At 69.2% G+C, this 25,214-nt stretch carries 22 protein-coding genes; 15 read left to right on the top strand and 7 right to left on the bottom strand.

Features of this window, described 5'->3' with window-relative positions; all coding sequences use genetic code 11:
* The first annotated feature begins 137 nt into the window (after positions 1-137).
* Both WS45_RS13310 and WS45_RS13305 read left to right on the top strand, forming a co-directional pair.
* Complete coding sequence (locus WS45_RS13310; protein ID WP_059689996.1) at positions 138-1,724, top strand: glycoside hydrolase family 68 protein; 1,587 nt, start codon at positions 138-140, stop codon at positions 1,722-1,724.
* Between the two features lie 166 nt (positions 1,725-1,890).
* Complete coding sequence (locus WS45_RS13305) at positions 1,891-3,546, top strand: glycoside hydrolase family 32 protein (protein ID WP_059689995.1); 1,656 nt, start codon at positions 1,891-1,893, stop codon at positions 3,544-3,546.
* Between the two features lie 71 nt (positions 3,547-3,617).
* Here the strand turns inward: WS45_RS13305 and WS45_RS13300 are convergent, their stop codons facing one another.
* Positions 3,618-4,367 (bottom strand): SDR family oxidoreductase, encoded by a 750-nt coding sequence (locus tag WS45_RS13300; RefSeq protein WP_059689994.1) that lies wholly within the window; start codon positions 4,365-4,367, stop codon positions 3,618-3,620.
* 146 nt (positions 4,368-4,513) lie between these two features.
* Entirely contained in the window at positions 4,514-5,431 is a 918-nt protein-coding gene (locus tag WS45_RS13295) for a LysR family transcriptional regulator (RefSeq protein ID WP_059700268.1), read from the bottom strand.
* A 161-nt stretch (positions 5,432-5,592) separates the two neighbouring features.
* Here WS45_RS13295 and pdxR point away from each other — a divergent pair, with 161 nt between their 5' ends.
* The 8 genes from pdxR to WS45_RS13255 all read left to right on the top strand — a co-directional run bounded on the left by pdxR (position 5,593) and on the right by WS45_RS13255 (position 13,570).
* Positions 5,593-7,074, top strand: a complete 1,482-nt coding sequence (gene pdxR, locus WS45_RS13290; protein WP_059700266.1) for a MocR-like pyridoxine biosynthesis transcription factor PdxR — start codon at positions 5,593-5,595, stop codon at positions 7,072-7,074.
* A gap of 95 nt (positions 7,075-7,169) precedes the next feature.
* Positions 7,170-7,607: a carboxymuconolactone decarboxylase family protein gene (locus tag WS45_RS13285; RefSeq protein ID WP_059700265.1), complete on the top strand. Its 438-nt coding sequence runs from the start codon at positions 7,170-7,172 to the stop codon at positions 7,605-7,607.
* 13 nt (positions 7,608-7,620) lie between these two features.
* Positions 7,621-8,043 carry a cupin domain-containing protein gene (locus tag WS45_RS13280; protein ID WP_059700263.1) on the top strand — a complete coding sequence of 141 codons (423 nt, stop codon included), beginning with the start codon at positions 7,621-7,623 and terminating at the stop codon, positions 8,041-8,043.
* A gap of 255 nt (positions 8,044-8,298) precedes the next feature.
* Positions 8,299-8,997, top strand: a complete 699-nt coding sequence (locus tag WS45_RS13275) for a TetR/AcrR family transcriptional regulator (RefSeq protein WP_059700262.1) — start codon at positions 8,299-8,301, stop codon at positions 8,995-8,997.
* The gene (locus tag WS45_RS13270) at positions 8,994-9,962 is read left to right on the top strand and encodes an HlyD family secretion protein (protein ID WP_156437137.1); all 969 of its coding nucleotides are present in this window, start codon (positions 8,994-8,996) and stop codon (positions 9,960-9,962) included. Before WS45_RS13275 ends, WS45_RS13270 begins: the two co-directional genes overlap by 4 nt.
* Positions 9,959-10,930 (top strand): ABC transporter ATP-binding protein, encoded by a 972-nt coding sequence (locus WS45_RS13265; RefSeq protein ID WP_059700260.1) that lies wholly within the window; start codon positions 9,959-9,961, stop codon positions 10,928-10,930. Before WS45_RS13270 ends, WS45_RS13265 begins: the two co-directional genes overlap by 4 nt.
* Positions 10,927-12,081, top strand: coding sequence for an ABC transporter permease (locus WS45_RS13260; RefSeq protein WP_059700258.1), 1,155 nt, complete (start codon positions 10,927-10,929; stop codon positions 12,079-12,081). Before WS45_RS13265 ends, WS45_RS13260 begins: the two co-directional genes overlap by 4 nt.
* Positions 12,082-12,091: 10 nt before the next feature.
* Positions 12,092-13,570: an efflux transporter outer membrane subunit gene (locus WS45_RS13255; protein WP_059700256.1), complete on the top strand. Its 1,479-nt coding sequence runs from the start codon at positions 12,092-12,094 to the stop codon at positions 13,568-13,570.
* A gap of 155 nt (positions 13,571-13,725) precedes the next feature.
* Here the strand turns inward: WS45_RS13255 and WS45_RS13250 are convergent, their stop codons facing one another.
* Positions 13,726-14,946: a porin gene (locus tag WS45_RS13250; protein ID WP_059689985.1), complete on the bottom strand. Its 1,221-nt coding sequence runs from the start codon at positions 14,944-14,946 to the stop codon at positions 13,726-13,728.
* Positions 14,947-15,436: 490 nt separating this feature from the next.
* A complete protein-coding gene (locus WS45_RS13245; protein ID WP_059525247.1) occupies positions 15,437-16,501 on the bottom strand; it encodes a phytoene/squalene synthase family protein in 1,065 nt (354 codons plus the stop codon).
* 370 nt (positions 16,502-16,871) lie between these two features.
* Here WS45_RS13245 and WS45_RS13240 point away from each other — a divergent pair, with 370 nt between their 5' ends.
* A complete protein-coding gene (locus WS45_RS13240) occupies positions 16,872-18,017 on the top strand; it encodes a glycerophosphodiester phosphodiesterase (RefSeq protein WP_059700254.1) in 1,146 nt (381 codons plus the stop codon).
* A 99-nt stretch (positions 18,018-18,116) separates the two neighbouring features.
* Here WS45_RS13240 and WS45_RS13235 read toward each other — a convergent pair whose 3' ends face one another.
* Both WS45_RS13235 and WS45_RS13230 read right to left on the bottom strand, forming a co-directional pair.
* Positions 18,117-19,742: a rhodanese-related sulfurtransferase gene (locus tag WS45_RS13235; RefSeq protein ID WP_059700252.1), complete on the bottom strand. Its 1,626-nt coding sequence runs from the start codon at positions 19,740-19,742 to the stop codon at positions 18,117-18,119.
* Positions 19,743-19,853: 111 nt separating this feature from the next.
* The gene (locus WS45_RS13230; protein WP_059689982.1) at positions 19,854-20,420 is read right to left on the bottom strand and encodes a cysteine dioxygenase; all 567 of its coding nucleotides are present in this window, start codon (positions 20,418-20,420) and stop codon (positions 19,854-19,856) included.
* A gap of 74 nt (positions 20,421-20,494) precedes the next feature.
* On the opposite strand from WS45_RS13230, the gene WS45_RS13225 reads away from it, so the two are divergent.
* Positions 20,495-21,418 carry a LysR family transcriptional regulator gene (locus WS45_RS13225; RefSeq protein WP_059700251.1) on the top strand — a complete coding sequence of 308 codons (924 nt, stop codon included), beginning with the start codon at positions 20,495-20,497 and terminating at the stop codon, positions 21,416-21,418.
* A gap of 61 nt (positions 21,419-21,479) precedes the next feature.
* Here the strand turns inward: WS45_RS13225 and WS45_RS13220 are convergent, their stop codons facing one another.
* Positions 21,480-22,811, bottom strand: coding sequence for an acyl-CoA dehydrogenase family protein (locus WS45_RS13220; protein WP_059700591.1), 1,332 nt, complete (start codon positions 22,809-22,811; stop codon positions 21,480-21,482).
* A 58-nt stretch (positions 22,812-22,869) separates the two neighbouring features.
* On the opposite strand from WS45_RS13220, the gene WS45_RS34945 reads away from it, so the two are divergent.
* The 3 genes from WS45_RS34945 to WS45_RS13210 all read left to right on the top strand — a co-directional run bounded on the left by WS45_RS34945 (position 22,870) and on the right by WS45_RS13210 (position 25,200).
* A complete protein-coding gene (locus WS45_RS34945) occupies positions 22,870-23,166 on the top strand; it encodes a hypothetical protein (protein WP_156437136.1) in 297 nt (98 codons plus the stop codon).
* Between the two features lie 82 nt (positions 23,167-23,248).
* Entirely contained in the window at positions 23,249-24,334 is a 1,086-nt protein-coding gene (locus tag WS45_RS13215) for an LLM class flavin-dependent oxidoreductase (protein ID WP_059525235.1), read from the top strand.
* Positions 24,335-24,354: 20 nt separating this feature from the next.
* Positions 24,355-25,200 (top strand): class II aldolase/adducin family protein, encoded by an 846-nt coding sequence (locus WS45_RS13210; protein WP_059525233.1) that lies wholly within the window; start codon positions 24,355-24,357, stop codon positions 25,198-25,200.
* Positions 25,201-25,214 lie beyond the last annotated feature (14 nt).

Genomic DNA, 25,214 nt, shown 5'->3' with positions numbered 1-25,214 from the left:
TATTTCCGAATGGTAGTTATTACCGTCAAATATTTATCTTTTGACGTCCAAACCGGTTTGAAATAGCATCCAAACCGGTTTGGATATCAATGCCACCTCAGCAGTTCCTTTTCACCGTCAACGGAAACAATGCCGACATGACTTACTTTCCTTTTTGCCGCGCGACCGCGGCCAAACGTTTGCTGTTCGCTGGCGCGGCACTGGCCGCCTTCGCGTCCGCGTCATCCGTCGCGCACGCGCAAAACACCGGCGCCCCCGCGCCCACGCCGCATACGCAGCAGGCCTACGATCCCGAAGGCAACTTCACGATGCGCTGGACCCGCGCGGACATCCGCCAGATCGTCGCGCAGTCGCACACGGCCGGCGCGGACAAGAATTCGCTGCCGCAGTCGCTGACGATGCCGGAAATCCCGCAGGATTTCCCGCTGATCAACTCGAACGTGTGGGTCTGGGATACCTGGCCGCTGGCCGACCTGCGCGCGAACCAGCTCAGCTACAAGGGCTGGGAAGTGATCTTCTCGCTCACGGCCGATCCGCACGCCGGCTACACGTTCGACGATCGTCACGTCCATGCGCGCATCGGCTTCTTCTATCGCCGCGCCGGGATTCCCGCGTCGCAGCGTCCCGCGAACGGCGGCTGGACCTGGGGCGGCCACCTGTTCCCGGACGGCGCGAGCGTCAAGGTGTTCGGCACGTCGCCGATGACCAACAACGCCGAATGGTCGGGCTCCGCGCGCCTCACGCAGGGCGACAACGTCAGCCTCTACTACACCGCGACCTCGTTCAACCGCTCGGCCCCCGGCGGCGCCGACATCACGCCGCCGCAGGCGATCATCACGCGCGCCGATGGCCACATCCATGCCGACGACAAGCACGTGTGGTTCAGCGGCTTCGACGATCACAAGGCGCTGCTGCAACCGGACGGCAACTACTACCAGAGCGGCCAGCAGAACACGTATTTCTCGTTCCGCGATCCGTTCGTGTTCACCGACCCCGCGCACCCGGGCAAGACCTACATGGTGTTCGAAGGCAACACCGGCGGCCAGCGCGGCGCCCGGACCTGCACCGAGGCCGACCTCGGCTACGCGCCGAACGATCCGCACCGGGAAGACCTCAACGCCGTCATGAACTCGGGCGCAGTGTATCAAAAGGCCAACGTCGGCCTGGCGGTCGCGACGAACCCGCAACTGACCGAATGGAAGTTCCTGCCGCCGATCCTGTCGGCGAACTGCGTCGACGACCAGACCGAGCGCCCGCAGATCTATCTGAAGGACGGCAAGTACTACCTGTTCACGATCAGCCACCGCACGACGATGGCCGCGGGCGTCGACGGGCCGGACGGCGTCTACGGCTTCGTCGGCAACGGCATCCGCAGCGACTTCCTGCCGCTGAACGGCGGCAGCGGCCTCGTGCTCGGCAACCCGACCGACTTCTCCGCACCGGCCGGCGCGCCGTATTCGCAGGACCCGAACCAGAACCCGCGCGAATTCCAGTCGTATTCGCACTACGTGATGCCGGGCGGGCTCGTCGAGTCGTTCATCGATGCGATCGGCCCGCGTCGCGGCGGCACGCTCGCGCCGACGGTGAAGGTGAACATCAACGGCACGTCGACGGCCGTCGACCGCACGTACGGACGTAGCGGCCTCGGCGGTTACGGCGACATCCCGGCGAACCTGCCGGCGACGGGCGCCGACCACAACGGCGGCCCCGGCACCCGTCCGTAACGGGTCCGCTACGGACGCAGCGGGCATCGCCCGCCGGCGTCGAGGCGGCGCACATCGCGCGTGTCGCGTGCGTGCCGCCTCCCTCCTTCGCAGAATCGCGCATGCTGCCGTCGCAAGCGGCATGCGCCACCTTTCCCGCTTCGCGCGCCGAAGCACGGAACCCCGCATGAGATCGACGTTTCTTCGCTTTCCCCGCCTGATTACCCGGCTGCTGCTCGCGTGTGCGGCAAGCGCGGCCTGCACGCACGCCGCCGCCGCGCCCTGCGACGCACCGCCCGGGCACGGCACGCCGCAATGGCGGCCGGCCGTGCACTACACGCCGCAACGCAACTGGATGAACGATCCGAACGGCCTCGTCTACGAGAACGGCCGCTATCACCTGTTCTATCAGTACAACCCGCTCGGCCACGACTGGGGCAACATGTCGTGGGGCCATGCGACCAGCACCGACCTCGTCCACTGGCGCGAGCAGCCGGTCGCGATGCGCGCGAACGCGACGGAGGAAATCTTCTCCGGCTCGATCGTCGCCGACACGCGCAACACGTCCGGCCTCGGCGCGCCGGGCGAGTCGCCGCTGGTTGCGCTTTACACGAGCGTCTACAAGGACGGCTCGGGTCACGCACCGGGCACGCAGGCGCAATCGCTCGCGTACAGCCTCGACCACGGCGCGACCTGGCGGCCCTACGCGCACAACCCCGTGCTCACGCTCGATCCCGAATCGAAGCAGTTCCGCGACCCGAAAGTGTCGTGGTACGCGCCTGGCGGCTACTGGCTGATGACGACCGTCGTCGCGGACGCGCAGGTCGTGAAGCTCTATCGATCCGCCGACCTGATTCACTGGTCGTTCCTGAGCGACTTCACGCTGCCGGACGTGCCGCATGCGGGCGTGCTGTGGGAAATGCCCGACCTCGTGCCGCTGCCCGTCGACGACGATCCGCGACACGTCAAGTGGGTGATGATCGTCAACGTCAACCCGTGGTCGGTCGCCGGCGGCTCCGGCGCGATGTATTTCGTCGGCGACTTCGACGGTCGCACGTTCACGCCCGACCACGTCGCGCCGGCCGGTTCCGATCCCGCGCGATTCCGCTGGGTCGATCACGGCGCCGACTTTTACGCCGCCGGCACGTTCTCCGGCGCCCCGGGCGCGCGGCCTGTCGCGATCGCATGGATGAGCAACTGGGATTACGCGGCGAAAGTGCCGACGGCGCCCTGGCGCGGCGCGACGACGTTGCCGCGCGAGTTCGCGCTGAAGACGATCGGCGGCGAACCGACGCTCGTCGTGACGCCGGCCGCCGCGTTCGATGCGTGGGCCGACGGGCGGCCCGCCGTGCACGAAGGCAACCTGAACGTCGAGTCCGCCACGCGCGCGCTGTCGGACGCCACGCGCGGTGTCGTCCAGCGCATCACGGTGACGATCGCGCCGCGGCATGCGGCCCGCGCGGGTGTGATCGTGCGAGGATCGGCGGATGGCTCGATCGGCACCCGGATCGTGTACGACACGGCGAAGCGCACGCTGACGCTCGACCGCTCGCGCGCCGGCTCGACGGATTTCGCGGGCACGTTCAGCCGCGAGCACATCGTCGATCTGCCGCTCGATCATGGGCAACTGCGGCTCGAAATCGTCGTCGATCGCGGGTCGGTCGAGGTGTTCGCGAACGGCGGCCGCGTCGCGCTGACCGATCTGATCTTTCCGCCGCTCGATGCGGACCGCGTCGCCGTGTTCGCCGAGCACGGCAGCGCGACGTTCTCGGGGCTGACGGTGACGCAGCTCCACGGACGCGATCGGGCCGACGAGGTTCGTGACGCCTGCACATCGCGCTAGCGATACGATCGCCCGGCGGGGCTGCGCCGCCCGACGTCGCGTCGGGTCGTGCGGCCCCGCCGGTCATCCGCTCAAAGCAAGCCCATCCCGCCCGACGCGATGATTTCCGCGCCGACGATGAACGCCGATTCCGGCGCGCTCAGATGCAGCACCGTCGACGCGATTTCGTCCGGCGTGCCGAACCGGCCGATCGGGACGAGCCCCTTGATCTTCTCGGCCGTCTCGTCGAGCGAGGCCGCGTCGAGCCCGAGCTTGCCGTACAGCGGCGTCTGGACCGGGCCGGGGCTCACCACGTTCACCCGCACGCCGTGCGGCAGCAGTTCCGTCGACAACGTCTTCGCGAACGAATTGACGGCCGCCTTGCTCGCCGCGTACAAGGACGAGCCCGGCATCCCGATATGCGCGTTGATCGAGCCGTTGATCACGATCGACGCGCCGCGGTTCAGCAGCGGCACGAGCGCCTGGATCTGGAAATAGGCGCCCTTCACGTTCGTGTCGAACACGAGGTCCCACAACGCCTCGTCGATATCCGCGAACGGCGCGAGTTTCGCGACGCCCGCGTTGACGAACACGGCGTCGAGCCGCGCGCCGGAGGCCGCGATCGCATCCGCCAGCGCCCGCGCCGACGCGACGCTGCCGGCCTCGTTGCGGATCGCGAGCGCGCCGTCGCCGAGCGACGCGCGCGCGGCGGCGAGCGTCTGCTCGTCGCGACCGGTGATGATGACCCGCGCGCCTTCGGCCGCGAATGCCCGTGCGGCCGCCAGGCCGATGCCGCTGTTGCCGCCCGTGACGAGGACCGTTTTTCCTTCGAAGCGTTGCATGATGTTCTCCTGTGAACCGGTGAGTTGACCGTGAACACAGGATGCGCTCGGCGCCCGCCCTTGCCGTACGACCGGCGCGGCGGACACGTTCGAAATCTTCGAACGTGTTTGTCGGGACCTGTCCGCCCATTGCACGGCCGACGCACTCAGCCCGTCACGTCGATCCCGTCGAGCAGGCGCTGCGCGAGCCGCGGTTCGCGCAGTTGCTCCAGCCACCATTGCAGCGCGCGGCCGTCGCGGTCGCCGCGCCACGCGACGTACAGCACGTTCGGCTCGCGCGGATCGGCCGTTTCCTTCTCGACGAGCTCGCCGCGCGCGAGCAGCGATGCAACCCGCCGGCGCGGCACCCAGCCGACGCCGAGCCCGTCGTGCTGCGCGAGGATCTTGGCGCGCATCGACGGCACCGCGAGCACCGCCTGCCCGCCGAGCAGCCCGTACGCGCGGCCGACGGCCCGCCGCGACGAATCGGCGACGACGACCGCGCGATGCGCGCAGATCGCGTCGCGGGTCAGCCGCTCGCTTGCCGCGGCCAGCGGATGGCGCGGCGATACGGCGAACACCCATTCCATCGCGCCGAGCTCGAACCATTTGAAACCCGGAATCGCCGGCGGCTCGTTGGTCGCGCCGACGACCAGATCCGCGCGGCCGTCGCGCAGCGCTTCCCAGGTGCCGCCGAGCACTTCGTGCGTGAAGCGGAGCGACACGCCCGAATCGAGCGCATCGAATGCGCGGACGACCGGCAGCAGCGTATCGAACTCCAGCACCTCGTCGCTGACGATCCACAGCCGGTCCTCCCAGCCGCTCGCGACCTGCCGCACGCGCTGCGTGAGCCGCGCGACATCCAGCGCGAGGCGCGACGCCTCGTCGGTCAGCAACTGGCCGGCCGGCGTGAGCTGCAGCCGGTAGCCGCGCCGGTCGAACAGCAGCGCGTCGAAGCGCGTTTCGAGCTGCCGCGCCGCGTGCGAGATGGTCGACGGCGCCTTGCCGAGCCGCGCGGCCGCCCGCGACAGGCTGCCGGTGGCGCGGATCGCATCGAGCAGCGCGAGTTCGTCTTCGGACAGCATGAGGGCACTCCGATCGGGGATTGTGATGGATCGTAAGGCACCGGCGGGCGGCGGTCCAATCGAATGGCGCCGTGCGGCTACGTTCGGCGGATGCCGGGCCGCCCACGAACTTCCGGTATGCTCATTGGCATCAAATTGCCCTATTCGAGGTAACCACTGCGATGGACATCGCGATCCGCATCGAAGGCCGTCACGACCTCACCGGGCAAATCTTTCGGCAGCTGCGCACCGCGATCGTCGACGGGCGGCTCGAAGGCGGCGCCCGGCTGCCGTCGACGCGCGACCTCGCCAGGCAGCTCGGCGTGTCGCGCAAGACGACGCTCGACGCGTTCGAGCGTCTCGTCGCCGAGGGCTTCCTGAACACGCGCGCGGGCGACGGCACGTTCGTCGCCGACGGCCTCGCGCGGGTGCCGCACGCGGCAGACTCGACGCCGTCGCTCGTCGAGGCCACACGGCCCGTCCATGCCGTCGATGCACGCGCGCTGTGGGACGAACTGCCCGACGCGCTCGCGATGCCCGCGCCGCAGGACACGCCCGCGTTCGACTTTCGCGGCGGCGTGACCGACAAGACGCTGTTCCCGTTCGACGCATGGCGCCGCTGCCTGCATCACGCGTTGCGCCAGCAGGCGCGCGGCCCCGGCCAGTACCACGATCCGGCCGGCGATCCGCAGTTGCGCGGCGCGATCGCGCGCTACGTCGCGTTCAGCCGCGCGGTCGCGTGCGGCTGGGACGACGTGCTCGTCACGCAAGGCGCGCAACAGGCGCTCGACCTGATCGCGCGCGTGGTCGTGCGGCCGGGCGATGTCGTCGCGGTCGAGAATCCCGGCTATCCGCCGGCGCGCGCGGCGTTCGCGTCGCTCGGCGCGACGGTGATCGGCGTGCCGGTCGATGCGCACGGCCTCATCATCGAGCGGCTGCCCGACGACGCGCGCCTCGTCTACGTGACGCCGTCGCACCAGTTCCCGCTCGGCATGCCGATGACGCTGGACCGGCGCGTCGCGCTGCTCGAATGGGCGCAGCGACGCCGCGCGGTGATCATCGAGGACGATTACGACGGTGAATTCCGCTTCGAAGGCCGGCCGGTGGAGTCGCTGAAGAGCCTCGACCGCACGGGCCTCGTCGCGTACGTCGGCACGTTCTCGAAGACGATCTTTCCCGAACTGCGGATCGGCTACGCAATTCCGCCACGCGCGCTGCGCGGCGCGCTCGCCAAGGCGAAGCAGATCGTCGACTGGCATACCTGCACGCTCACGCAGGCGGCGCTCGCGCGCTTCATGCACGAAGGCGATTTCGCGCGACACCTGCGGCGCGTGCAGAAGCATTACGACGCGCGCCGCAAGATGCTGCTCGCGCATTTGCGCGGCAGCCTCGCGCCGTGGTTCGACCCGATCGTGCCGACCGCCGGCATCCACCTCGCCGCGCACCTGAAACCGGGGCTCGACGAAGCCGCGCTGGTCCGCGCCGCCCGCGAGCACGACATCGGCCTGTACGGAATCTCGGCGTTCCACGTCGGCTCGGCGGCGCGCGCGGGGCTGCTGTTCGGCTATGGCGGGATCGACGCGCTGCGCATCGACGCCGCGCTCGCGAAACTGACCGCGCTGCTGGACTCGGGCAACATCGGCGGTGCGCCACTGGTTACCTGATTTTTCCCGGAATTGGCCATTCAAGCAGGCCAGTGCCACGCTTAAAGTGGGTCCCGTCGCGCCACCGTGCGCATCAACCGGAAAAAGGACCTGCCATGCAACCGCGCCTGAACTTCTATACCGCCAGCCCGAACGCCATCAAGGTGATGCGCAACGCCGAGGAATTCATCGCGAAAAGCTCGATCGAGAAGCCGCTCGCCGAACTGGTCCGGCTGCGCGCGTCGCAGATCAACGGCTGTGCGTTCTGCGTCGACATGCACACCACCGATGCGCGCAAGGGCGGCGAGACCGATCGCCGCCTGGCGGCGGTCGTCGTCTGGCGCGAAACGCCGTTCTTCACCGAGCGCGAACGCGCGGCGCTGGAGTGGACCGAAGCGCTGACGCTGATCGCCGACAACCACGTGCCGGATGCTGTCTGGGAAGCCGTGAAGCCGCACTTCAACGACACGGAGCTGTTCGAACTGTCGATGCTGATCGCGACGATCAACTCGTGGAACCGCTTCGCGATCGCATTCCGCAAGATGCCGGAATAAGGAGACGACGATCATGCGCTCCCGCTTCACGCTCCGCCGCGCGATGCTGTGCACGCCGCTCGCGCTCGTCGTCGCGCTGCCGGCCGCCGCCATTGCGCACGACGCCGGCGACAACGTGCACGCGATCATGCAACAGGCCGTGCCCGAAGCGCCCGGCAAGCTCGCCGTCGTCGCGACCGTCGACTATGCGCCTGGTCAGGCATCCGAAGCACACAAACACCTCGGCTCGGTGTTCGCGGTCGTGTCGAAAGGCGAAGTGCTGTCGCAGGTGAACGACGGCCCGGTGCGCCGCTATCGCGCCGGCGAAGGCTGGTACGAGCCGCCCGGTTCGCGCCATCAGGTGTCGCGCAATGCGAGCGCGACCGAGCCCGCGCAACTCGTCGTGTTCGGGCTGACGGGCGAGCACCAGCCGCTGAAGTCGCCGATCGATCAGTGACGACGTTCGGGGTGCGTGTGGTGTCGGGCACGCACCCGTGACGCGCGGCGTCCTCGCCAGCCGCGGGCGCTTCTTCCCCCGGTTCCCCGTGGTTTCCCCATTAGCCGCTTCCTACATTCCGCCACTGGCATACGCCCCGTCGTCACGCCGCCACCCCGCTCGTCCGCACCGCCGTTCGACACACGCCTGATCTCGATCAACGCGGGCGAAAACCCTTCCTTGAAATTAACTAACCCGTCAATTAGCGTCGTCTGCATGAACGCGAAATCCACCGTCGCCAGGCCGCGCGGGCGCCGCCCGTCGGTGGACGACTTCGACCTGCGCGACCACATGCTCGACGTCGCGATGCAGCTGTTCGCCGAGCGCGGCATCGCGGCGACGACCGTCGCGCAGATTGCCGCGGCCGCCGGCGTCACGTCGGCGATGGTCCATTACTACTTCACGAATCGCGAGCAGCTGCTCGACGCGATCGTCGAGGAGCGGCTCGCGCAGGTCATCGCGTTCGTGTGGCGGCCAACCGCCCCGCAGATCGAAAACGATCCGTTCGCGCTCGTCGCCGAACTCGTCGACCGGTTCTTCGACGTCACGCATCGCATGCCCTGGCTGCCGTCGATCTGGCTGCGCGAGATCGTCCACGAAGGCGGTCTGCTGCGCGAGCGGATGATCCGGCGCATTCCGCTGGAGCACGTCGGCCGCTTTGCCGAGCGCATCCGCGCCGCGCAGCAGGCCGGCACGCTGAACCCCGCGCTCGAACCCGCATTCCTGTTCCATTCGATCATCGCGCTCGTGATGCTGCCGCTCGCCACCGCGAAGCTGTGGCAAAGCGCGCGCGGCCTGCCGCCGGTCGATCGCGACGTGCTGCATCGCCACGTCCGCGCGCTGCTCGATTCCGGCTTGCAGCCGCCCGCCGCCGTGCCGGATGCCGGCGCACATTCGCCCCGGAGGCCGTCGTGAACGTGTCCCGCCCGCCGCCGCTCGCCCTGGCCGCCGCAGCCGTCGCGCTGCTCGCCGGCTGCGGACGGCCGGCGAACGACGTGGCAACTTATCAAGGTTATGTCGAAGGCGAATTCGTGTACCTGTCGTCGTCGCAAGCGGGCACCCTGACGCAGTTGTCGGTCGAACGCGGCCAGGCCGTCGCGGCCGGCATGTCGGTGTTCTCGCTCGAAGCCGTCAACGAAACGGCCGCATTGCTGCAGGCGCAGCATCAGCTCGCGGCCGCACGCGCGCAACTTGCCGACCTGCAGACCGGCAAGCGTCCGCCGGAAGTCGCGGTCACGCGGGCCCAGCTCGCGCAGGCCACCGCACAGGCCGCGCGTGCCGCCGCGCAACGCGCGCGCGACGAGCGCCAGTACGCGGCCGGCGGTCTGTCGAAGCAGCAGCTCGACGATTCGCGCACGTCCGCGCAGACCACCGCCGCGCAGGTGCGCGAGTTGCAGAACCAGGTCGACGTCGCGCGCCTGCCGGGACGCGCGCAGCAGGTGGCCGCCCAGGCCGCGCAGGTCGATGCCGCGCAGGCGGCCGTCACCGAAGCGCAATGGAAGCTCGACCAGAAGCGCGTCGCCGCGCCCGCCGCCGGGCGCGTGTACGACACGCTGTACCGCGTCGGCGAATGGGTGCAGGCCGGCAACCCGGTCGTGCAGATGCTGCCGCCGCAAAACCTGAAGGTGCGGTTCTTCGTGCCGGAAGCCGCCCTCGCATCGATCGCCCCGGGGCGCGCCGTCGCGATCCGCTGCGACGGCTGCCCCGCCGACGTCCCCGCGCACGTCACCTACGTGTCGCGCGAGGCCGAATACACGCCGCCCGTGATCTACAGCAACGAGAGCCGGACCAAGCTCGTGTTCATGGTCGAAGCGCGCCCCGCCGTCGCCGACGCGCCGAAGCTGCACCCGGGCCAGCCCGTCGCCGTGAGGATGCGATGAACGCGCCCCCCGCTCCGTACGCGATCGACGTCGACCGCCTGAACAAGCGCTTCGGCAACAAGCACGTCGTGAAGGACGTGTCGCTGCGCGTCGCGCGCGGCGAGATTTTCGGCTTTCTCGGGCCGAACGGCAGCGGCAAGACGACGTCGATCCGCATGATGTGCGGCCTGCTCACGCCCGACTCGGGCAGCGGCACCTGCCTCGGCTACGACATCGTGCGCGACAGCGCGCAGATCAAGCGGCGTGTCGGCTACATGACGCAGCGCTTCTCGTACTGGGAAGACCTGTCGATCCGCGAGAACCTCGATTTCGTCGCACGCGTGTACGGGATGCCCGATCGCCGGGCGGCCGTCTCGCGCGCGCTCGACGGGCTCGGCCTCGCGAGCCGCGCGGACCAGCTCACGGGCGCGCTGTCGGGCGGCTGGAAGCAGCGTCTCGCGCTCGCCGCGTGCATGCTGCACGAGCCGGAACTGCTGCTGCTCGACGAACCGACGGCCGGCGTCGATCCGGCCGCGCGCCGCGACTTCTGGGAAGAACTGCACCGGCTGGCCGCGCAAGGCATCTCGGTACTCGTCAGCACGCACTACATGGACGAAGCCGAACGCTGCCACAAGCTCGCATACATCGCGTCCGGCGAACTGCTCGCGCAGGGCACGTCCGAGGAAATCGTCGCGTCGCAGCACCTGTCGACACGCTCGGTCACCGGCGGGCATCTGGCCGAACTGTCCGCGCGCCTGCGCACGATGCCGGGCGTCGACCAGACGGTCGTGTTCGGTTCGACGCTGCACGTGAGCGGCCGCGATCGCGCGCTGCTCGACGCAACGCTCGCGCAGGTCGCGTCGCAGGCCGACGCGCAAACGGACGGTCGCGCACCGCTGCAGGTCGCGCCGATCGAGACCGGGCTCGAAGACGTCTTCATCTACATGATGGGCCGCGCGTCCGGGCCGCCCGGCGGAGCGGCGACATGAACGCGTGGACGGGCCTGCGCGAATCGTTCTCGGTCGCGCGCTGGTGGAGCATCGTGCTGAAGGAATTCCTGCAGCTGCGCCGCGACCGCGTAACGTTCGCGATGATCGTCGGCGTGCCGATCATCCAGCTCGCGCTGTTCGGCTTCGCGATCAACACCGACCCGAAGCATCTGCCGACCGCGGTGATCGTCGCCGACTCGAGCCCGTTCGCGCGCAGCTTCATCGCCGCGATGCGCAATTCCGCGTACTTCGACATCGTCGCGACGCTGCCCGACGAATCGGCCGGCCGGCATGCGCTTGCCCGTGGCGACGTGCAGTTCGTGCTGAGCGTGCCGACCGATTTCTCGAAGCGGCTGCTGCGCGGCGAGCGCCCGGCGCTGCTCGTCGAGGCGGACGCGACCGATCCCGTCGCGACCGCGTCGGCGATCGGCGCGCTGCCGGGCCTCGTGCAACCCGTCGCCGACAAGGACCTGACCGGCCCGCTAGCGCACCTGAACGGCCGCCCGGCCGCGTTCGACGTGGTGCTGCACCGCCTGTACAACCCCGAAGGCATCACGCAGTACAACGTCGTGCCGGGGCTGATGGGCGTGATCCTGACGATGACGATGGTGATGATGACGGGCCTCGCGATCACGCGCGAACGCGAGCGCGGCACGATGGAGAATCTGCTGGCAACGCCCGTGCGGCCGCTGGAGGTGATGACCGGCAAGATCGTCCCGTACGTGTTCATCGGGCTGACCCAGGTGTCGATCATCCTCGCCGCCGCGCGCTACGTGTTCGACGTGCCGTTCGTCGGCGGCGTGTTCGCGATCTACCTGTCCGCGCTGCTGTTCATCGCGGCGAACCTCACGGTCGGCATCACGCTGTCGTCGCTCGCGCAGAACCAGCTCCAGGCGATGCAGCTCGCGGTGTTCTACTTCCTGCCGAACATCCTGCTGTCGGGCTTCATGTTTCCGTTCGCCGGGATGCCGCGGTGGGCGCAATTCATCGGCAACCTGCTGCCGCTCACCTACTTCAACCGCCTCGTGCGCGGCATCCTGCTCAAAGGCAACGGCTGGGCCGACCTGTGGCCGTCCGTGTGGCCGGTCGCGCTCTTCACGCTCGTCGTGATGGGCATCGCGCTGCGCTTCTACCGGCGCACGCTCGACTAGGGGCCGCGCGATGAAACCGGCTTCGCGTCACGCCTCCCACACCGCCCGCGGCAGCGCATTGGCGGCCATTGCGCTGCTCGTCGCCGGATGCGCGGTCGGGCCGGATTTCCGCACGCCGGACGCGCCGGCCACGCAGCGTTACACACGCGACGAAGCGCCCGCGGCAACGGCGGCGGCCGGCGACGCGCAGACGTTCGCGCCAGCCGCGCACACGCTGCAACGCTGGTGGACGCGGTTCGATTCGGCGCCGCTGAATCGGCTCGTCGATACCGCGTGGCAAAACAGCCCGACGCTCGCCGAGGCCCGCGCACGGCTCGACGAAGCGCGACAGAACCATGCGGCGCAAGCCGGCGCGACGATGCTGCCGCGCGTCGACGCGAACCTGTCCGCCACGCGCCAGAAGGTCGACGTCGCCGCGTTCGGGCTGCCCGCCAACGTGCCTAATCCGGGGCCATTCACGCTGTACGACGCGTCGGTGAGCGTGTCGTACGTCCTCGACGTGTTCGGCGGCAACCGGCGCGCGCTCGAAGCGCTGCGCGCCCAGGTCGACTATCAGGCATATACGCTCGACGCCGCGCGCCTGACGCTCGCGGGCAACGTCGTCGCGACCGCGATCCTGCGCGCGTCGCTCGCGCAGCAGATCGCGCTCACACGTCAGCTCGTCGACGCGCAGGCGCGGCAGTTGCGCATCGTCGAAGCGCGCTTCGCGGCGGGCGGCGTATCGCAGGCCGACGTGCGTGCGCAGCGCACGCTGCTCGCGCAGACGCAGGCCTCGCTGCCGCCGCTCGCGGCCCGCTTCGCGCAGGCCGGCCACCGGCTCGCGATCCTGCTGGGCGCGCCGCCGTCCGACGCCGCATTGCCCGACCTCACGCTCGATGCGCTCGCGCTGCCGCACACGCTGCCGGTCGCGCTGCCGTCGACGCTCGCGCGCGAACGGCCCGACATCCGCGCGGCGGAGGCCGTGCTGCACCAGGCGAGCGCGAACGTCGGCGTGGCGACCGCGAACCTGTATCCGCGTTTTTCGATTTCGGCGGGGATCGGTTCGGAACGCACGCGCATCGCGGATATCGTGAGCGGGCTCAATGTCTGGAATGTCGGTCTCGGCCTGACGCAGCCGCTCTTTCATGGTGGCGAACTGCGCGCGAAAAAGCGCGCGGCCGAAGCCGCATACGACGCCGCGTTCGCAAGCTATCGGGAAACCGTGCTGCTGGCGCTCCAGCAGGTCGCCGACGCGATGCGCGCGGTCGAACACGATGCGGCGGAACTGGAGGCACGAGACACGGCCGCACGGGAAGCGGCGGCAGGCAACGCGATTGCCGGCGACCGTTACGCGGCAGGCGGGATCAGCACGTTCGCGCTGCTCGACGCGCAGCGGCAGGCACTGCAAACCGCGCTCGATCGCACACGTGCACAGGCCGACCGGCTTGCCGATACGGCGGCGCTGTTTCAGTCGCTGGCGGGGAACTGGTCGGACGATTCGAGCCGCTGACGATCGGGACGGCTTGGGCATACGCCGTCGGACGCTGCTCGGCCGACGACGGCACCCGCGCCACGCGTGCGGCGCGCACCCACGAAAAAAAACCGGCCCGAAGGCCGGTTTTTTCATACCGCATGCCGTGAGCGGCGCTCGCGCGCCGCGCGACATCAGAAGCGGTGGATCAGGCCGACGCCTGCAGCGATCTGGTTCTGCTTCGAACCCGCGCCCACGCCGTCGCCGATCGACGTCGTTGCGTTGACGATGCCGCCGGTCAGGCCGCTGATCGTGTTGCCGCTAGCGTGCTGGTACGCTTCAACCGCGTACAGGCCCGTGCGCTTCGACAGGCTGTAGTACTGCGACAGCGTGACCTGGTGGTACTTGGCCGCGCTCGAGACGCCGTTCGATTGGGTCGCACGCGTGTACGAGTAGCCTGCCGCGAAGTCCCACTGCGGCGCTGCCTTCCAGTGCAGCACTGCGCCCGCCGTGTTGAAGATCGCCGTATTGTGGAATGCCGACAGGTTGCCCGGGATGTACTGGACGTTCGAGTACGACACCGAGATGTCCCACGCCGGCGTGAACTGGTAACCGGCCGTCACGGCGACACGTTGCTGCGACTGTGCCGTCTTGTAGCCGCCGTTGATCGACGACACGGCCTGCTCGGCACCGTTGCCGTTCGAATCCAGACCGTTTTGCGCGGTCGAGTTCGCGCCCCACACGCCGCCGCCGAGCGTCGCGTTGTTGATGCGCTGATAGCCGACCGCGATGCCTGCCGGGCCGTTCAGGTACTGGATTGCCGCGCTCCAGGTCGAGCCGCGGTTGAAGCTGCCTGCCACGCCGCCGAGCGAGTACGAACCGCCGACCGTGAAGCCGTAGAACTTCGGCGACATGTAGACGAGCGAGTTGTTCGCGCGGTAGCTGGTGTCCAGCGAGTCGATATCGCCCGGGTGCGCGCCGTAGTAACCGGTCAGCCAGGTCGTCGGGCTATACGGCGACAGCAGCGTGTAGTACGCGGTGTACTGGCGGCCGGCCGTCAGCGTACCGTACGTCGGGTTGGTCAGCCCCACCCACGCCTGACGCGTGAAGATGCCGTTCGTCCATTGCGACGAGCCGTTGTTCGCGTTGAAGCCGGCTTCCAATTGGAAAATCGCCTTCGTGCCGCCGCCGAGATCTTCGCTGCCCTTCAGGCCGAAGCGGCTGCCTGCCCAAATGCCGGTGGCCATCTGCACCTTCGAGTGACCGCCCGAAACCGCGCTGGTCGCCGACGAGTTGTTCTGCCAGGCGATGGCGTTGTCGACGATACCGTACAGGGTCACGCTGCTCTGGGCGTGGGCGGCGGTAGCGGCTGCGAGACCCACTGCCGTCATGGCGAAAGCGACGCGCTTTTTCATTGATTCTCCGTCCTCAAAGAATGATTTCTTTTCTGGTGTGGTTTTATGACTGACACATGTGCGAGTACATGCCGGTGCGATTCTGACGGATTACCAATCGTTTCCCAACATGTGCAGTCGGTCATCGTATGATCGACGCAACGCAGGGGTTCACCAAACGGTTACATAACACCTGAAAACGCTTACGCGGTGGGCCTTTCCGGCATTTCCCGGTGAAAACCCTAGCTTTACATTTTTACTGGTGCATCGCGACCGTCCAATGTCGTCAGACGCCTTCGGCAACAACCTTCTTACAAATGCGCGACCGCGGCGGCTGCCACGATTCAACGCCGCCGCGCAGGATCGCTGACATTCATGACACCCACGTTTCGGAAAGCGAAATCGTGAAAACGTTTCAGTGCGTGTGGGGAGAATCGGACGGAAGCGGCCCGGCGAATGCGGGCCGAGGGGCGATGCCCGCGCCTGTCGCGCCGGCATCGTTCAGCGAGAATCAGCGCGCGGACGGCTGCTCGATCCGCGCGTTCACCGCGTCGACGAGCGCGTTCATGCGCGCACGGATCGCCGCGTTCGAGCCGACGAGCGCGAGCGACGACGCCATGATCCGGTAGATCCGCTTGCGCGGCACCTTCGCCGGCCGCGCCGGATCGAGCCACGCGTCATGGCCGGCCAGCCGTTCGAGCGTTTCGAGGCCGATCATGATCGGCCACAGACACGCGAGCCGCAGACGCACGAAACGGCGCGGAATCGCCAGCGTGTACCGGCACGCGTCGCGATACTGATCGAGCGCCACGCGCAGCAGGTCGACCAGCACGCCGCGCGCGCGCGCCGACGCGTCGGGCGACATCAGGTCGGCGACGCCCACGCGGTGCGCGGCCAGCACGTCGTCCGGCAGGTAGCAGCGGCCGATCCGCAGGTCCTTCGCGCAGTCGCGCAGGATGTTGGTCATCTGCAGCGCCTTGCCGAAACGAATGCCCTTCTCGCGCATGTCCGCCAGGTCCCAGCCGCGCGCGGCCCGCGTGTGCGCGCCGGTCATGTCGGTCCAGAATTCGCCGACGCAGCCGGCGACCAGATACGTGTAGCGATCGAGCATGTCGCGGTCCGGCAACGACGCGACCTCTCCCGACTGTTCGTCGGGGAACGTGCGCAGGTCGAACTCCATCCCCGACGTCAGCGTCGCGACGACCTTGCGGATCGATGCGCGATCCGCCTCCGGCTGCGCGCGCAGCAGCGCGAGCATCGGCTGCATCGAGCCGAGCAGCACGTGCTCGTGCGAATCCGTCTGCATTCGCGTCACGTCCTCCAGCGCACGCGACAGCGCCGCGCCGTCGCCGAGCCGCTCGACCTCGTCGCGCAGGTCGGTCAGCAGCGCCGCGCGGCGATCGGGCGCGACGAGCGCCGTGTCGGCGATCGTGTCGGCCGCGCGCGCGAGCAGGTAGGCCAGGCCGACCGGGTCGCGCATGCCGTCGGGCAGCACGCGTAACGTCAGGTAGAAGGAGCGGGAAACGTTCTTCAGCAGGTCGCCGAGCAGGTAGGCGGGATCGGTATGAGTCGTCATGGGTCGGTAAAAATCGGCTGGCGCGGGCCCCGGACGCACACGGGCGCCGGGCGCCCGCGCCGGCCCGCGAGTCGCCGCATCGTCGCGCGGACGGGCGTCGGCCCGGCGCGGCGATGCAAAAGTCCCGCAAGTTTAGTGCATCCGGCGCGCCGGCTCCCGGCGACGGCCGGATCGCACCGCTCGCACGGGCGCGCAATCCGGCCGTCCCGTTCACCTTGCGCAGAAACACGAAAGAAAGGCGCGAGTAATGCATATGTAATTATTCGATGCGACGATCGCGTCCCGTTCGATCCCGCGCGGCCCGCCGAGACAGGCTGCGCCGCCGGAACGACGCCCCTTTCACCGACTTCCGTTTCGAAGGTTCACCGACATGCTCTTCACGCGCCCGACCGCCCTGCGCTGCATCCCGTTCGCCTGTGCCGCCGCCCTCCTGCTCGCCGCCTGCGGCGGCGACGACGTGTCGGCATCCGATCCGACGCAGCCGATCTCCGCGAAGGTCCAGGTGGTCGGCCATCGCGGCGCGAGCGCGCTGCGCCCCGAACACACGCTCGCGTCGTACCGCAAGGCGATCGAGGACGGCGCGGACGTGATCGAGCCCGACCTCGTCTCGACGCGCGACGGCGTGCTCGTCGCGCGCCACGAGAATGAAATCTCCGGCACGACGAACGTGTCGACGCTGCCGCAGTTCGCGAGCCGCAAGGCGACCAAGACGATCGACGGCGCGCAGCTGACCGGCTGGTTCACCGAGGATTTCACGCTCGCCGAGTTGAAGACGCTGCGTGCCCGCGAGCGCATTCCGCAGGTCCGCCCGGCGAACACCGCGTACAACGACCAGTTCGAGATTCCGACCTTCGACGAGATCGTCGCGCTCGCGAAACAGATGTCCGCGCAGACCGGCCGCACGATTCATCTGTATCCGGAAACCAAGCACCCGACCTACTTCCAGTCGGTCGGTCTGCCGCTCGAGGACCGTCTCGTCGATGCGCTGCTGAAGGATTCGTACACGGCACGCACGGCGACCGTCTACATCCAGTCGTTCGAGGTCGCGAACCTGAAGGCGATCCGCAACCGGATCAAGTCGAGCCAGCCGAACTGGAAGCTCGTGCAGTTGATGGACGAAGCCGGCCAGCGTCCGTACGACTTCGTGATGGCGAACGACAAGCGCACCTACGGTGACCTGTCGACGCGCGACGGCATGCGCGAGATCGCGTCCTATGCGAACGGTGTCGGCCCGTACAAGACGTCGATCATCGCCGTGGCCGCGGACGGCACGCTGCAGCAGCCGACGCCGTACGTGCGCTACGCGCACGAAGCCGGCCTCGTCGTGCATCCGTACACGTTCCGTCCGGAGAACAACTTCCTGCCCGCGTCGCTGAAGGACGGCGGCACGCCGGCCACGCGCAACACCGCGGGCTCGGTGCGCGAGATCCAGGCGTACCTGCGCGCGGGCATCGACGGCTTCTTCACCGACGATCCGGCCGTCGGCCGCACGGCCGTCGATACGTTCAAGCGGTGAGCGTACCGAACGCGTCGGATGCGGCATGCGATGCGCTGCTGAACGCGCGGCAACCGGGCGTGGCGCAAGGCGTGCCGCACACCGGATGCCGCGCCGCGCTCAGATCACGCGGAAGTGGTGCGTGCCGTCCCGCTTCAGCTGGTCGACCAGTCCGTATTCCCAGTCGAGATACGCCTGCATCGCGGCGGCCGCGTTGTCCGTGCCTTCATACGGGCGCCGGTAGCGGTCGACGCGCGGCGACGCCAGATGCGTCTCGCCGTGCTCGAGCGGCAGCCCCGCGTCGATCCACGCGGCCGTGCCGCCGGTCAGCACCGAGATCGCCGCGGAAGCCGGCAGCAACGCACGCGCGTCGTCCGCCGCGAACCGCGCGAGCAGGCTCGATCCGCACGTGAACACATAGCGCTTCGCCGGCGGAATCGCGGCGAGCGCGTCGCGCAACCGCGCGCGCACAACGAACCACGCGCCGGGAATATGCCGCTTCACGTAGTTCGCGCTGGTCGTCACGTCGACGATCGCGATCTCGCCCGCCCCCGCCTCCTTCAGCCAGCCCGCGAGCGTCGCGGGCGACACCTCGGCCACCTGCGGCGTCGCCGGCACGTCGCGCGGCGGCTGGCCGCGCTCGGTGAAGGCCGCCGTGCCGGCCGGCTCGATCACGCGCACGTCCCAACCCATCTGCGCGAGCCACGACGCGGTCATGTCCGCGCGCACGCCGTCGTCGTCGGCGAGCACGATGCGCGCGCCGCGCACGGCCGCGTGATGGTCGGTCTCCTGGACGAGCTGGCCGCCCGGCGTGCCCAGGAAGCCTGGCAGATGGCCGGCCTCGTATTCCTCCGGCGTGCGCACGTCGAAGCGATACAGCGTGCGGCCCGGCTCGTCGAGCGCGGCGACGTCCGCGAACGCGATGCGCGGCACGCCGGCGCGCTCGGCCACCGCGCGCGCGGCGCGCCGGGCTTCCTCGCGCTGCGCGGGTTCGACGTCGTCGGGAAAGCGCCGCGCGGCGCCGTGCTCGAGCGTCTGGCCCGCGAGCGTCCAGCCGATCGTGCCGTTGCGCAGTGCCGCGACCGGGTTCGGCAGCCCTGCGTTCACGAGCGACTGCGTGCCGATGATGCTGCGCGTGCGGCCCGCGCAGTTCACCACGACCCGGGTCGCGGGGTTCGGCGCGAGCGCGCGCACGCGCAGCACGAGTTCCGCCCCCGGCACGCTCGTCGACGTCGGGATGTTCATCGTCTGATACTCGTCGAAGCGGCGCGCGTCGACGATCACGACGTCGGCCTTCTCGTCGATCAGCGCCTGCACTTCCTGCGCCGACAATGACGGCGTATGGCGCTCGGCCTCGACCCATTCGCCGAACGACTTGCTCGGCACGTTCACGTCGATGAACAGCTCGCCGCCCGCGGCGAGCCAGCCCGCGAGACCGCCGTCGAGCAGCCGCACGTCGGTATAGCCGAGCTGCGCGAGCTTCGCGGCCGCGCGCGGCGCGAGATCCTCGCCGTCGGCTTCGCCGAACACGACGATCGGCGTGTCGCGGCGCGGAATGCGCGTCCACGCGTCGAGTTCGAGCTTCGACAGCGGAAAATTCGCGGCCCAAAGCGGATGGCCCTGCGCGTATGGATCTTCCTCGCGCACGTCGATCAGCGCGAGCTCGTCGCGGGCCAGGAGGCGTGCGCGTACGTCCTGGTACGACGCGACGGGGAAATGGGAAGTGGAATCAACGGATTGCGTCACGATGTCTCTGTCGGATTCTGTTGAAGGCGGTGAAGAAAGCAAAGAAGCTCGGGGCTGCGAGCGTGTGTGCTCGCAACGGGATGTCCGCGCGTTGCGGCGTCACACGTTCGATCACACGTTCGAATAGCCGGACACGAACGGCTTCACGGTGCCGTCGTCGAGGAACACCGCGCGCTCGACCTTGCCGATGTTCGCGCCGTACACGTGGATGCTGATCGACACCTGGTCGGCGAACGCGTTGGTCACGCGATGCACGTCGCCGATATGCGGCGACACGGCCTCGACGTCGCCCGGCTTCAGCCGCACCGCATCGCCCGACGGCACCGGCTTGCCGGTCGCGTCGAACCGGTACGGCTGCGAAAACTCGCCGCCGCGCAGCATGCCGATCAGCCCCCACACCGTGTGATTGTGGATCGGCGTCGTCTGGCCGGGCCCCCACACGAAGCTGACGACGGAGAACCGCTCGTCGGGATCGAGATGCAGCAGGTACTGGCGGTAGCGCTCGGGATCCGGTTGCGCGAATGCGTCGGGCAGCCAGTCGTCGTGCGCGACGAGCGCGGCAAGCAGCGCGCCGCCCTCGTCGAGAATGCGCGCCTCGTTCGCGCCGGACGCGAGCAGCGCGCCCAGCCCGTCGACGAACGGACGCAGCGGCGTCTGATGCAACGAAAGCGTACTCATCGGCTGCCTCCTCGAATATGATGCCGAATATGATGGATCGTCATGATGCACCCGAAATACCATGCAGAACAAACATGAAAATTAGCGATATCGACGCTTTTGCAGCGGTCGTCCGCTGCCAGACGCTGAGCCAGGCCGCGGCCGAGCTCGGAATGACGCAGCCGGCAATCACGCGGCGCGTGCAGAATCTCGAGGAAGCGCTCGGCGCGACGCTGCTCGACCGCAACACGAAACCGCCGCGTCCGACCGACATCGGCCTGCAGGTGTTCGAGCAGTGCCGCGCGATCCTGCGCGAGGTCGATGCGCTGCGCGAACTGACGGCCGGCCAGCGGCCACCCGCCGGCGAATTCCGCGTCGGCCTCACGCAGGGCCTCGGCGAACTGATGCTGCCCGGCCTGATCGCGCGGATTGCCGGGCAATGGCCCGCGCTCGCCACGCAGGTCACGACCGCCTGGGGCGGCATGCTCGTCGAGCGCGTCGCGCGCCGCGAACTCGATGCGGCGCTGGTGTTTCTGGCCCGCGAGATGGTGCTGCCGCCGCACGTCGAGGGCGAACGGCTGCTGGCCACCCGGCTCGTCGCGGTCGGCCGCAAGGGCGACTGGCCGCGCCGCAGCTACCGGCTCGCCGACTGCCAAGCGCGCGGCTGGGTGCTCAATCCCGACGGCTGCGGCTTTCGCGCGGGCCTGCGCCGCGCGCTCGACGCGCAAGGGCTGCCGATGCCCGTCACGCTCGACGTGTATGGGCGCGACCTGCAATTGCAGAGCGTCGCGAACGGCTTCGGCATCGGGCTGATGCCGCTGCCGCTCGTCGAAGGCAGCCCGCTGCGCGACGCGGTCGAGATCGTGCCGCTCGCCGATTTCAAGCCGCAGATCGATCTGTGGCTGCTGCACCGGCAGGATGCCGCGCGCATCAAGACGCCGCTCGCGGCCGTGGGCGCACATGCGCGCGCGGCATTGACGCTGCCCGCGGATGCCGCCGCGCACGACGAGGCCGCTTGACCGAGGCCGGCGACGCCGGCGCCGCGCTGTCCCGTTTGCGCCGACCGTCGTGCGGTCCCGCTCACGCATCGCTTCGACCGGATGCCGGTGCGTCGTGCGACGTCCCGCCCGTCTCCGCGTTCGCGGTTGCGTTCGCGCTTCGCGCCGCGGCGTCGAGCGCCGCACGCCCGGCGGCGACCGCGATCGCATCGTCCTGCGGCGTATGCACGCGGCTGCACAGCACGTCGCGATAATGACGTTCGAGCGGATTGTGGCGGCTCAGCCCGTGATTGCCCGACAGCTTCAACGCGTGCTCGACCGTGCGGATCGCCTGCTCCGTCACGGTTCGCTTGACGAGGCCGCTCGTCGTCACCGTCGGCGCGTCACCCGCATCGGTGCGCGCGATGTGCTCGTCGAGCAGCACGCGGTTCGTGTGCAACCACCCTTCGATCTCGCCGACGGCCTCCTGAATGCGCGGCAGCGTCGCGAGCGGGGCCCCGAGCCCGCTCGGCGCGCGCGTCGTCGCGAACGCGAGCAGCCAGTCGCGTGACGCGCGCGCCACCGCATCGTAGAGGCTGCCGAGCAGCGCGACCATCCACGCCTGCTGGTCAGCCTGCGCGTCGACATCCGCATGGCTCGCGGCCGATACGGCCCACGCATCGGGCGCGCGCACGTCCACCGCATGATCGGCGGGCAGCCGCACGTCGTCGAACACGACCTCGTGGCTGCCTGAGGCGCGCAGGCCCAGATGATTCCAGCTTTCGATCACGCGGATGCCTGCGTCGTCTTCCACATCGCGCTCGCGCCGCACGAGGAATACGCCGACACGCGGCTCGGGTTCGTCGGTGCGTGCCCATACGGCGAGCCAGCGCAGCGCCGGAATGCCGGTGCTATACAGCTTGTGGCCGGACAGCCGCCAGCCGTCGCCGTCGCGACGCGCGATCGTTTCGGGCAGGCCGCCGCGCGACGGCGACCCGAGCGCCGGTTCGACACGCAACGCGTTGATCAGCGCGCCTTCGGCGACCGCACTGTCGAACACCGCACGCCGCACGCGCGCGGGCCAGCGATTGTCCGCACGGCCGAGCGCGCGATGTTGCAGATACGTCATCGTCAGCACCAGCGCGGTCGCGGGATCGGCGCGCGCGACGGCGGCCACGATCCGGCTCGCCTGCGCGAGCGTCGCGCCCGCGCCGCCATGCTCGCGCGGCACGACCTGCGCGATCAGCCCGGCGCGATGCAGCCGCGCGAAGTTCTCGTGCGGGAAGCGGCCGTCGACGTCGTTACGGGCCGCGTCGGCGGCGAGTTCGGGCGCGAGGCGCTCGAGCAGCGCCGCGACGCGCGCATCGTCGGCAGGCAGGTGGCGCAGCGACGACTGCGGCGGTAGCGGCGAGGAAGCGGCAAGGCTGGCGGACATCGGTACGGATTCCCTCGGTGACTGGGTAGCTGGGTAGCTGGCTAACGGATCGGCGGTCATGGCGAAGATCGATCGGCGGATGGCGCGGCGGCGCATGAAGCCGGCGGCGACCGGTTGCGCATTCGCGCGCCGTGCCGCTTCGCGGACGTTTGCCGCAAATGCGTGCGCACGCATCGGCATTCGCACCGCGCCGCACATCCCGAACCGGTTCCTGCCCGGCGCGAAAGCCCCGCCCGACACGCCCCGACGCCCTTTCGACACCATCGCGAGCCCACAGCGTATGCGCAACGCACACGCGGCCAAACCATGCAAATCTGATATTCAAATCGGGATTGATTATTTCCGTTCCGCATGATCCCGGCGGTAATCTGCGCTCCATTCCCGCCCCCGCCGGCCGTTGCCGGCCGCGTGGGGCCGTCCTTGCATCGGAGACCCAGATGAGCGTCGAATTCATCGGCATGATCCAGAGCCAGAAGCAGTCGGAAATCCATCCACCTGCCGGCCCCGTCGTCGACCCCGGCTACGTGCGCGACTTCGCCCGCGCACACGAAACGGCCGGCTTCGACCGGATCCTCGTCCCGCACCATTCGACCGGCCCGTCCGCGACGCTGACGATCGCGTTCGCCGCCGCCGCGACCGAGCGCATTCACTTCATGCTCGCGCATCGGCCGGGCTTCACCGCGCCGACGCTCGCCGCGCGGCAGATCGCGACGCTCGATCAGTTCAGCCGCGGCCGGCTCGCCGTGCACTTCATCTCCGGCGGCTCGGACAGCGAGCAGCAACGCGACGGCGACTTCCTCGACCACGACGCACGCTACGCACGCACCGACGAATATCTTGGCATCCTGCGCCGCATCTGGACCGAAACGCAGCCGTTCGATCACGACGGCGCGCACTACCGCTTCACGCAGGGCTTTTCGGAAGTGAAGCCGTTCCAGCAGCCGCACGTGCCGATCTACTTCGGCGGCGCCTCGGAAGCGGCGCTGCAAGTCGCCGGCAAGCACGCGGACGTCTATGCGCTGTGGGGCGAATCGCTCGACCAGGTGCGCGACCTGACGACCCGCGTGCGCGCCGAAGCCGCGAAGCACGGCCGGCAGGTGCGCTTCTCCGTGTCGTTCCGGCCGATCCTCGCGGCGACCGAAGACGAAGCATGGGCGCGCGCGCACCGGATCCTCGACGAAACGCGCCGGCTGCGCGAAGCGGCCGGCCTCGGCAGCGGCGGCCCGCAGCAGAGCGAAGGCGCGCGACGCCTGCTCGCCGCGGCCGAACGCGGCTCGCGCGTCGACAAGCGGCTGTGGACCGAGATCGCGAAGCTCACCGGCGCGCGCTCGAATTCGACCGCGCTGGTCGGCACGCCCGAACAGGTCGCCGACGCGCTGCTCGACTACTACGACCTCGGCGTGACGACGTTCCTGATCCGCGGCTTCGATCCGCTCGAAGACGCGATCGACTACGGTCGCGAACTGATTCCGCGCGTGCGCAGCGCCGTCGCCGCACGCGACGCGGCGCGCCGCGCGGCCTGACGCAAAGGGAGACGCCGACCATGTCCGCCGTCCTGGCTTCGTCATCGCCCGTGCGCACCGCGTCGGGCCTCGTCCTCGCCGACACGCCGCGCCAGCATTTCTGGTTCGATCCGCCCGCGCCGCGCGTCGACGTCGCCGCCGAGCGCCGCCACCGGCAGGAGCGGCTCGCGGCCGCGTTCCGCCTGTTCGCGCGCTTCGGGTTCGCGTCGGGCCTCGCCGGCCACATCACCGCGCGCGACCCCGAACTGCCCGACCACTTCTGGGTGAATCCGCTCGGCGTGCATTTCTCGCGGATCAAGGTATCGGACCTGCTGCTCGTCAACGCACGCGGCGAAACTGCGATCGGCAACCGGCCGCTGAACAAGGCCGCGTTCGCGATCCACGCGGCGATTCACGACGCGCATCCGCACATCGTCGCCGCCGCGCACACGCATTCGACCTACGGCAAGGCGTGGTCGACGCTCGGCCGCCCGCTCGATCCGCTGACGCAGGACGCGTGCGTGTTCTACGAGGATCACGCGCTGTTCGACGACTTCACGGGCATGGTCGTCGACACGAGCGAAGGCGCGCGGATCGCGGACGCGCTCGCGAAGCCCGACGGCACCACGCACAAGGGCGTGATCCTGAAGAACCACGGCATCCTGACGGCCGGCCCGACGGTCGAGGCCGCCGCGTGGTGGTACATCGCGCTCGACAACGCCGCGCACACGCAGTTGCTGGCCGAAGCGGCCGGCACGCCGCAACCGATCGATCACGCAACCGCGCGACACACGCACGGCCAGATCGGCGGCCCCGACGGCGCATTGCACGCGTTCGACAGCCTGTTCGCACGCGTCGTCGCCGACGAACCCGACCTGCTCGACTGAGCGCCCTGCCGCAC

The sequence above is a fragment of the Burkholderia sp. RF2-non_BP3 genome, from assembly GCF_001522185.1.
In the GTDB taxonomy this organism is placed as follows: domain Bacteria; phylum Pseudomonadota; class Gammaproteobacteria; order Burkholderiales; family Burkholderiaceae; genus Burkholderia; species Burkholderia diffusa.
The sequence above is the reverse complement of the archived record's forward strand: the minus strand, read 5'-3'. Positions and strand labels throughout refer to the sequence as shown.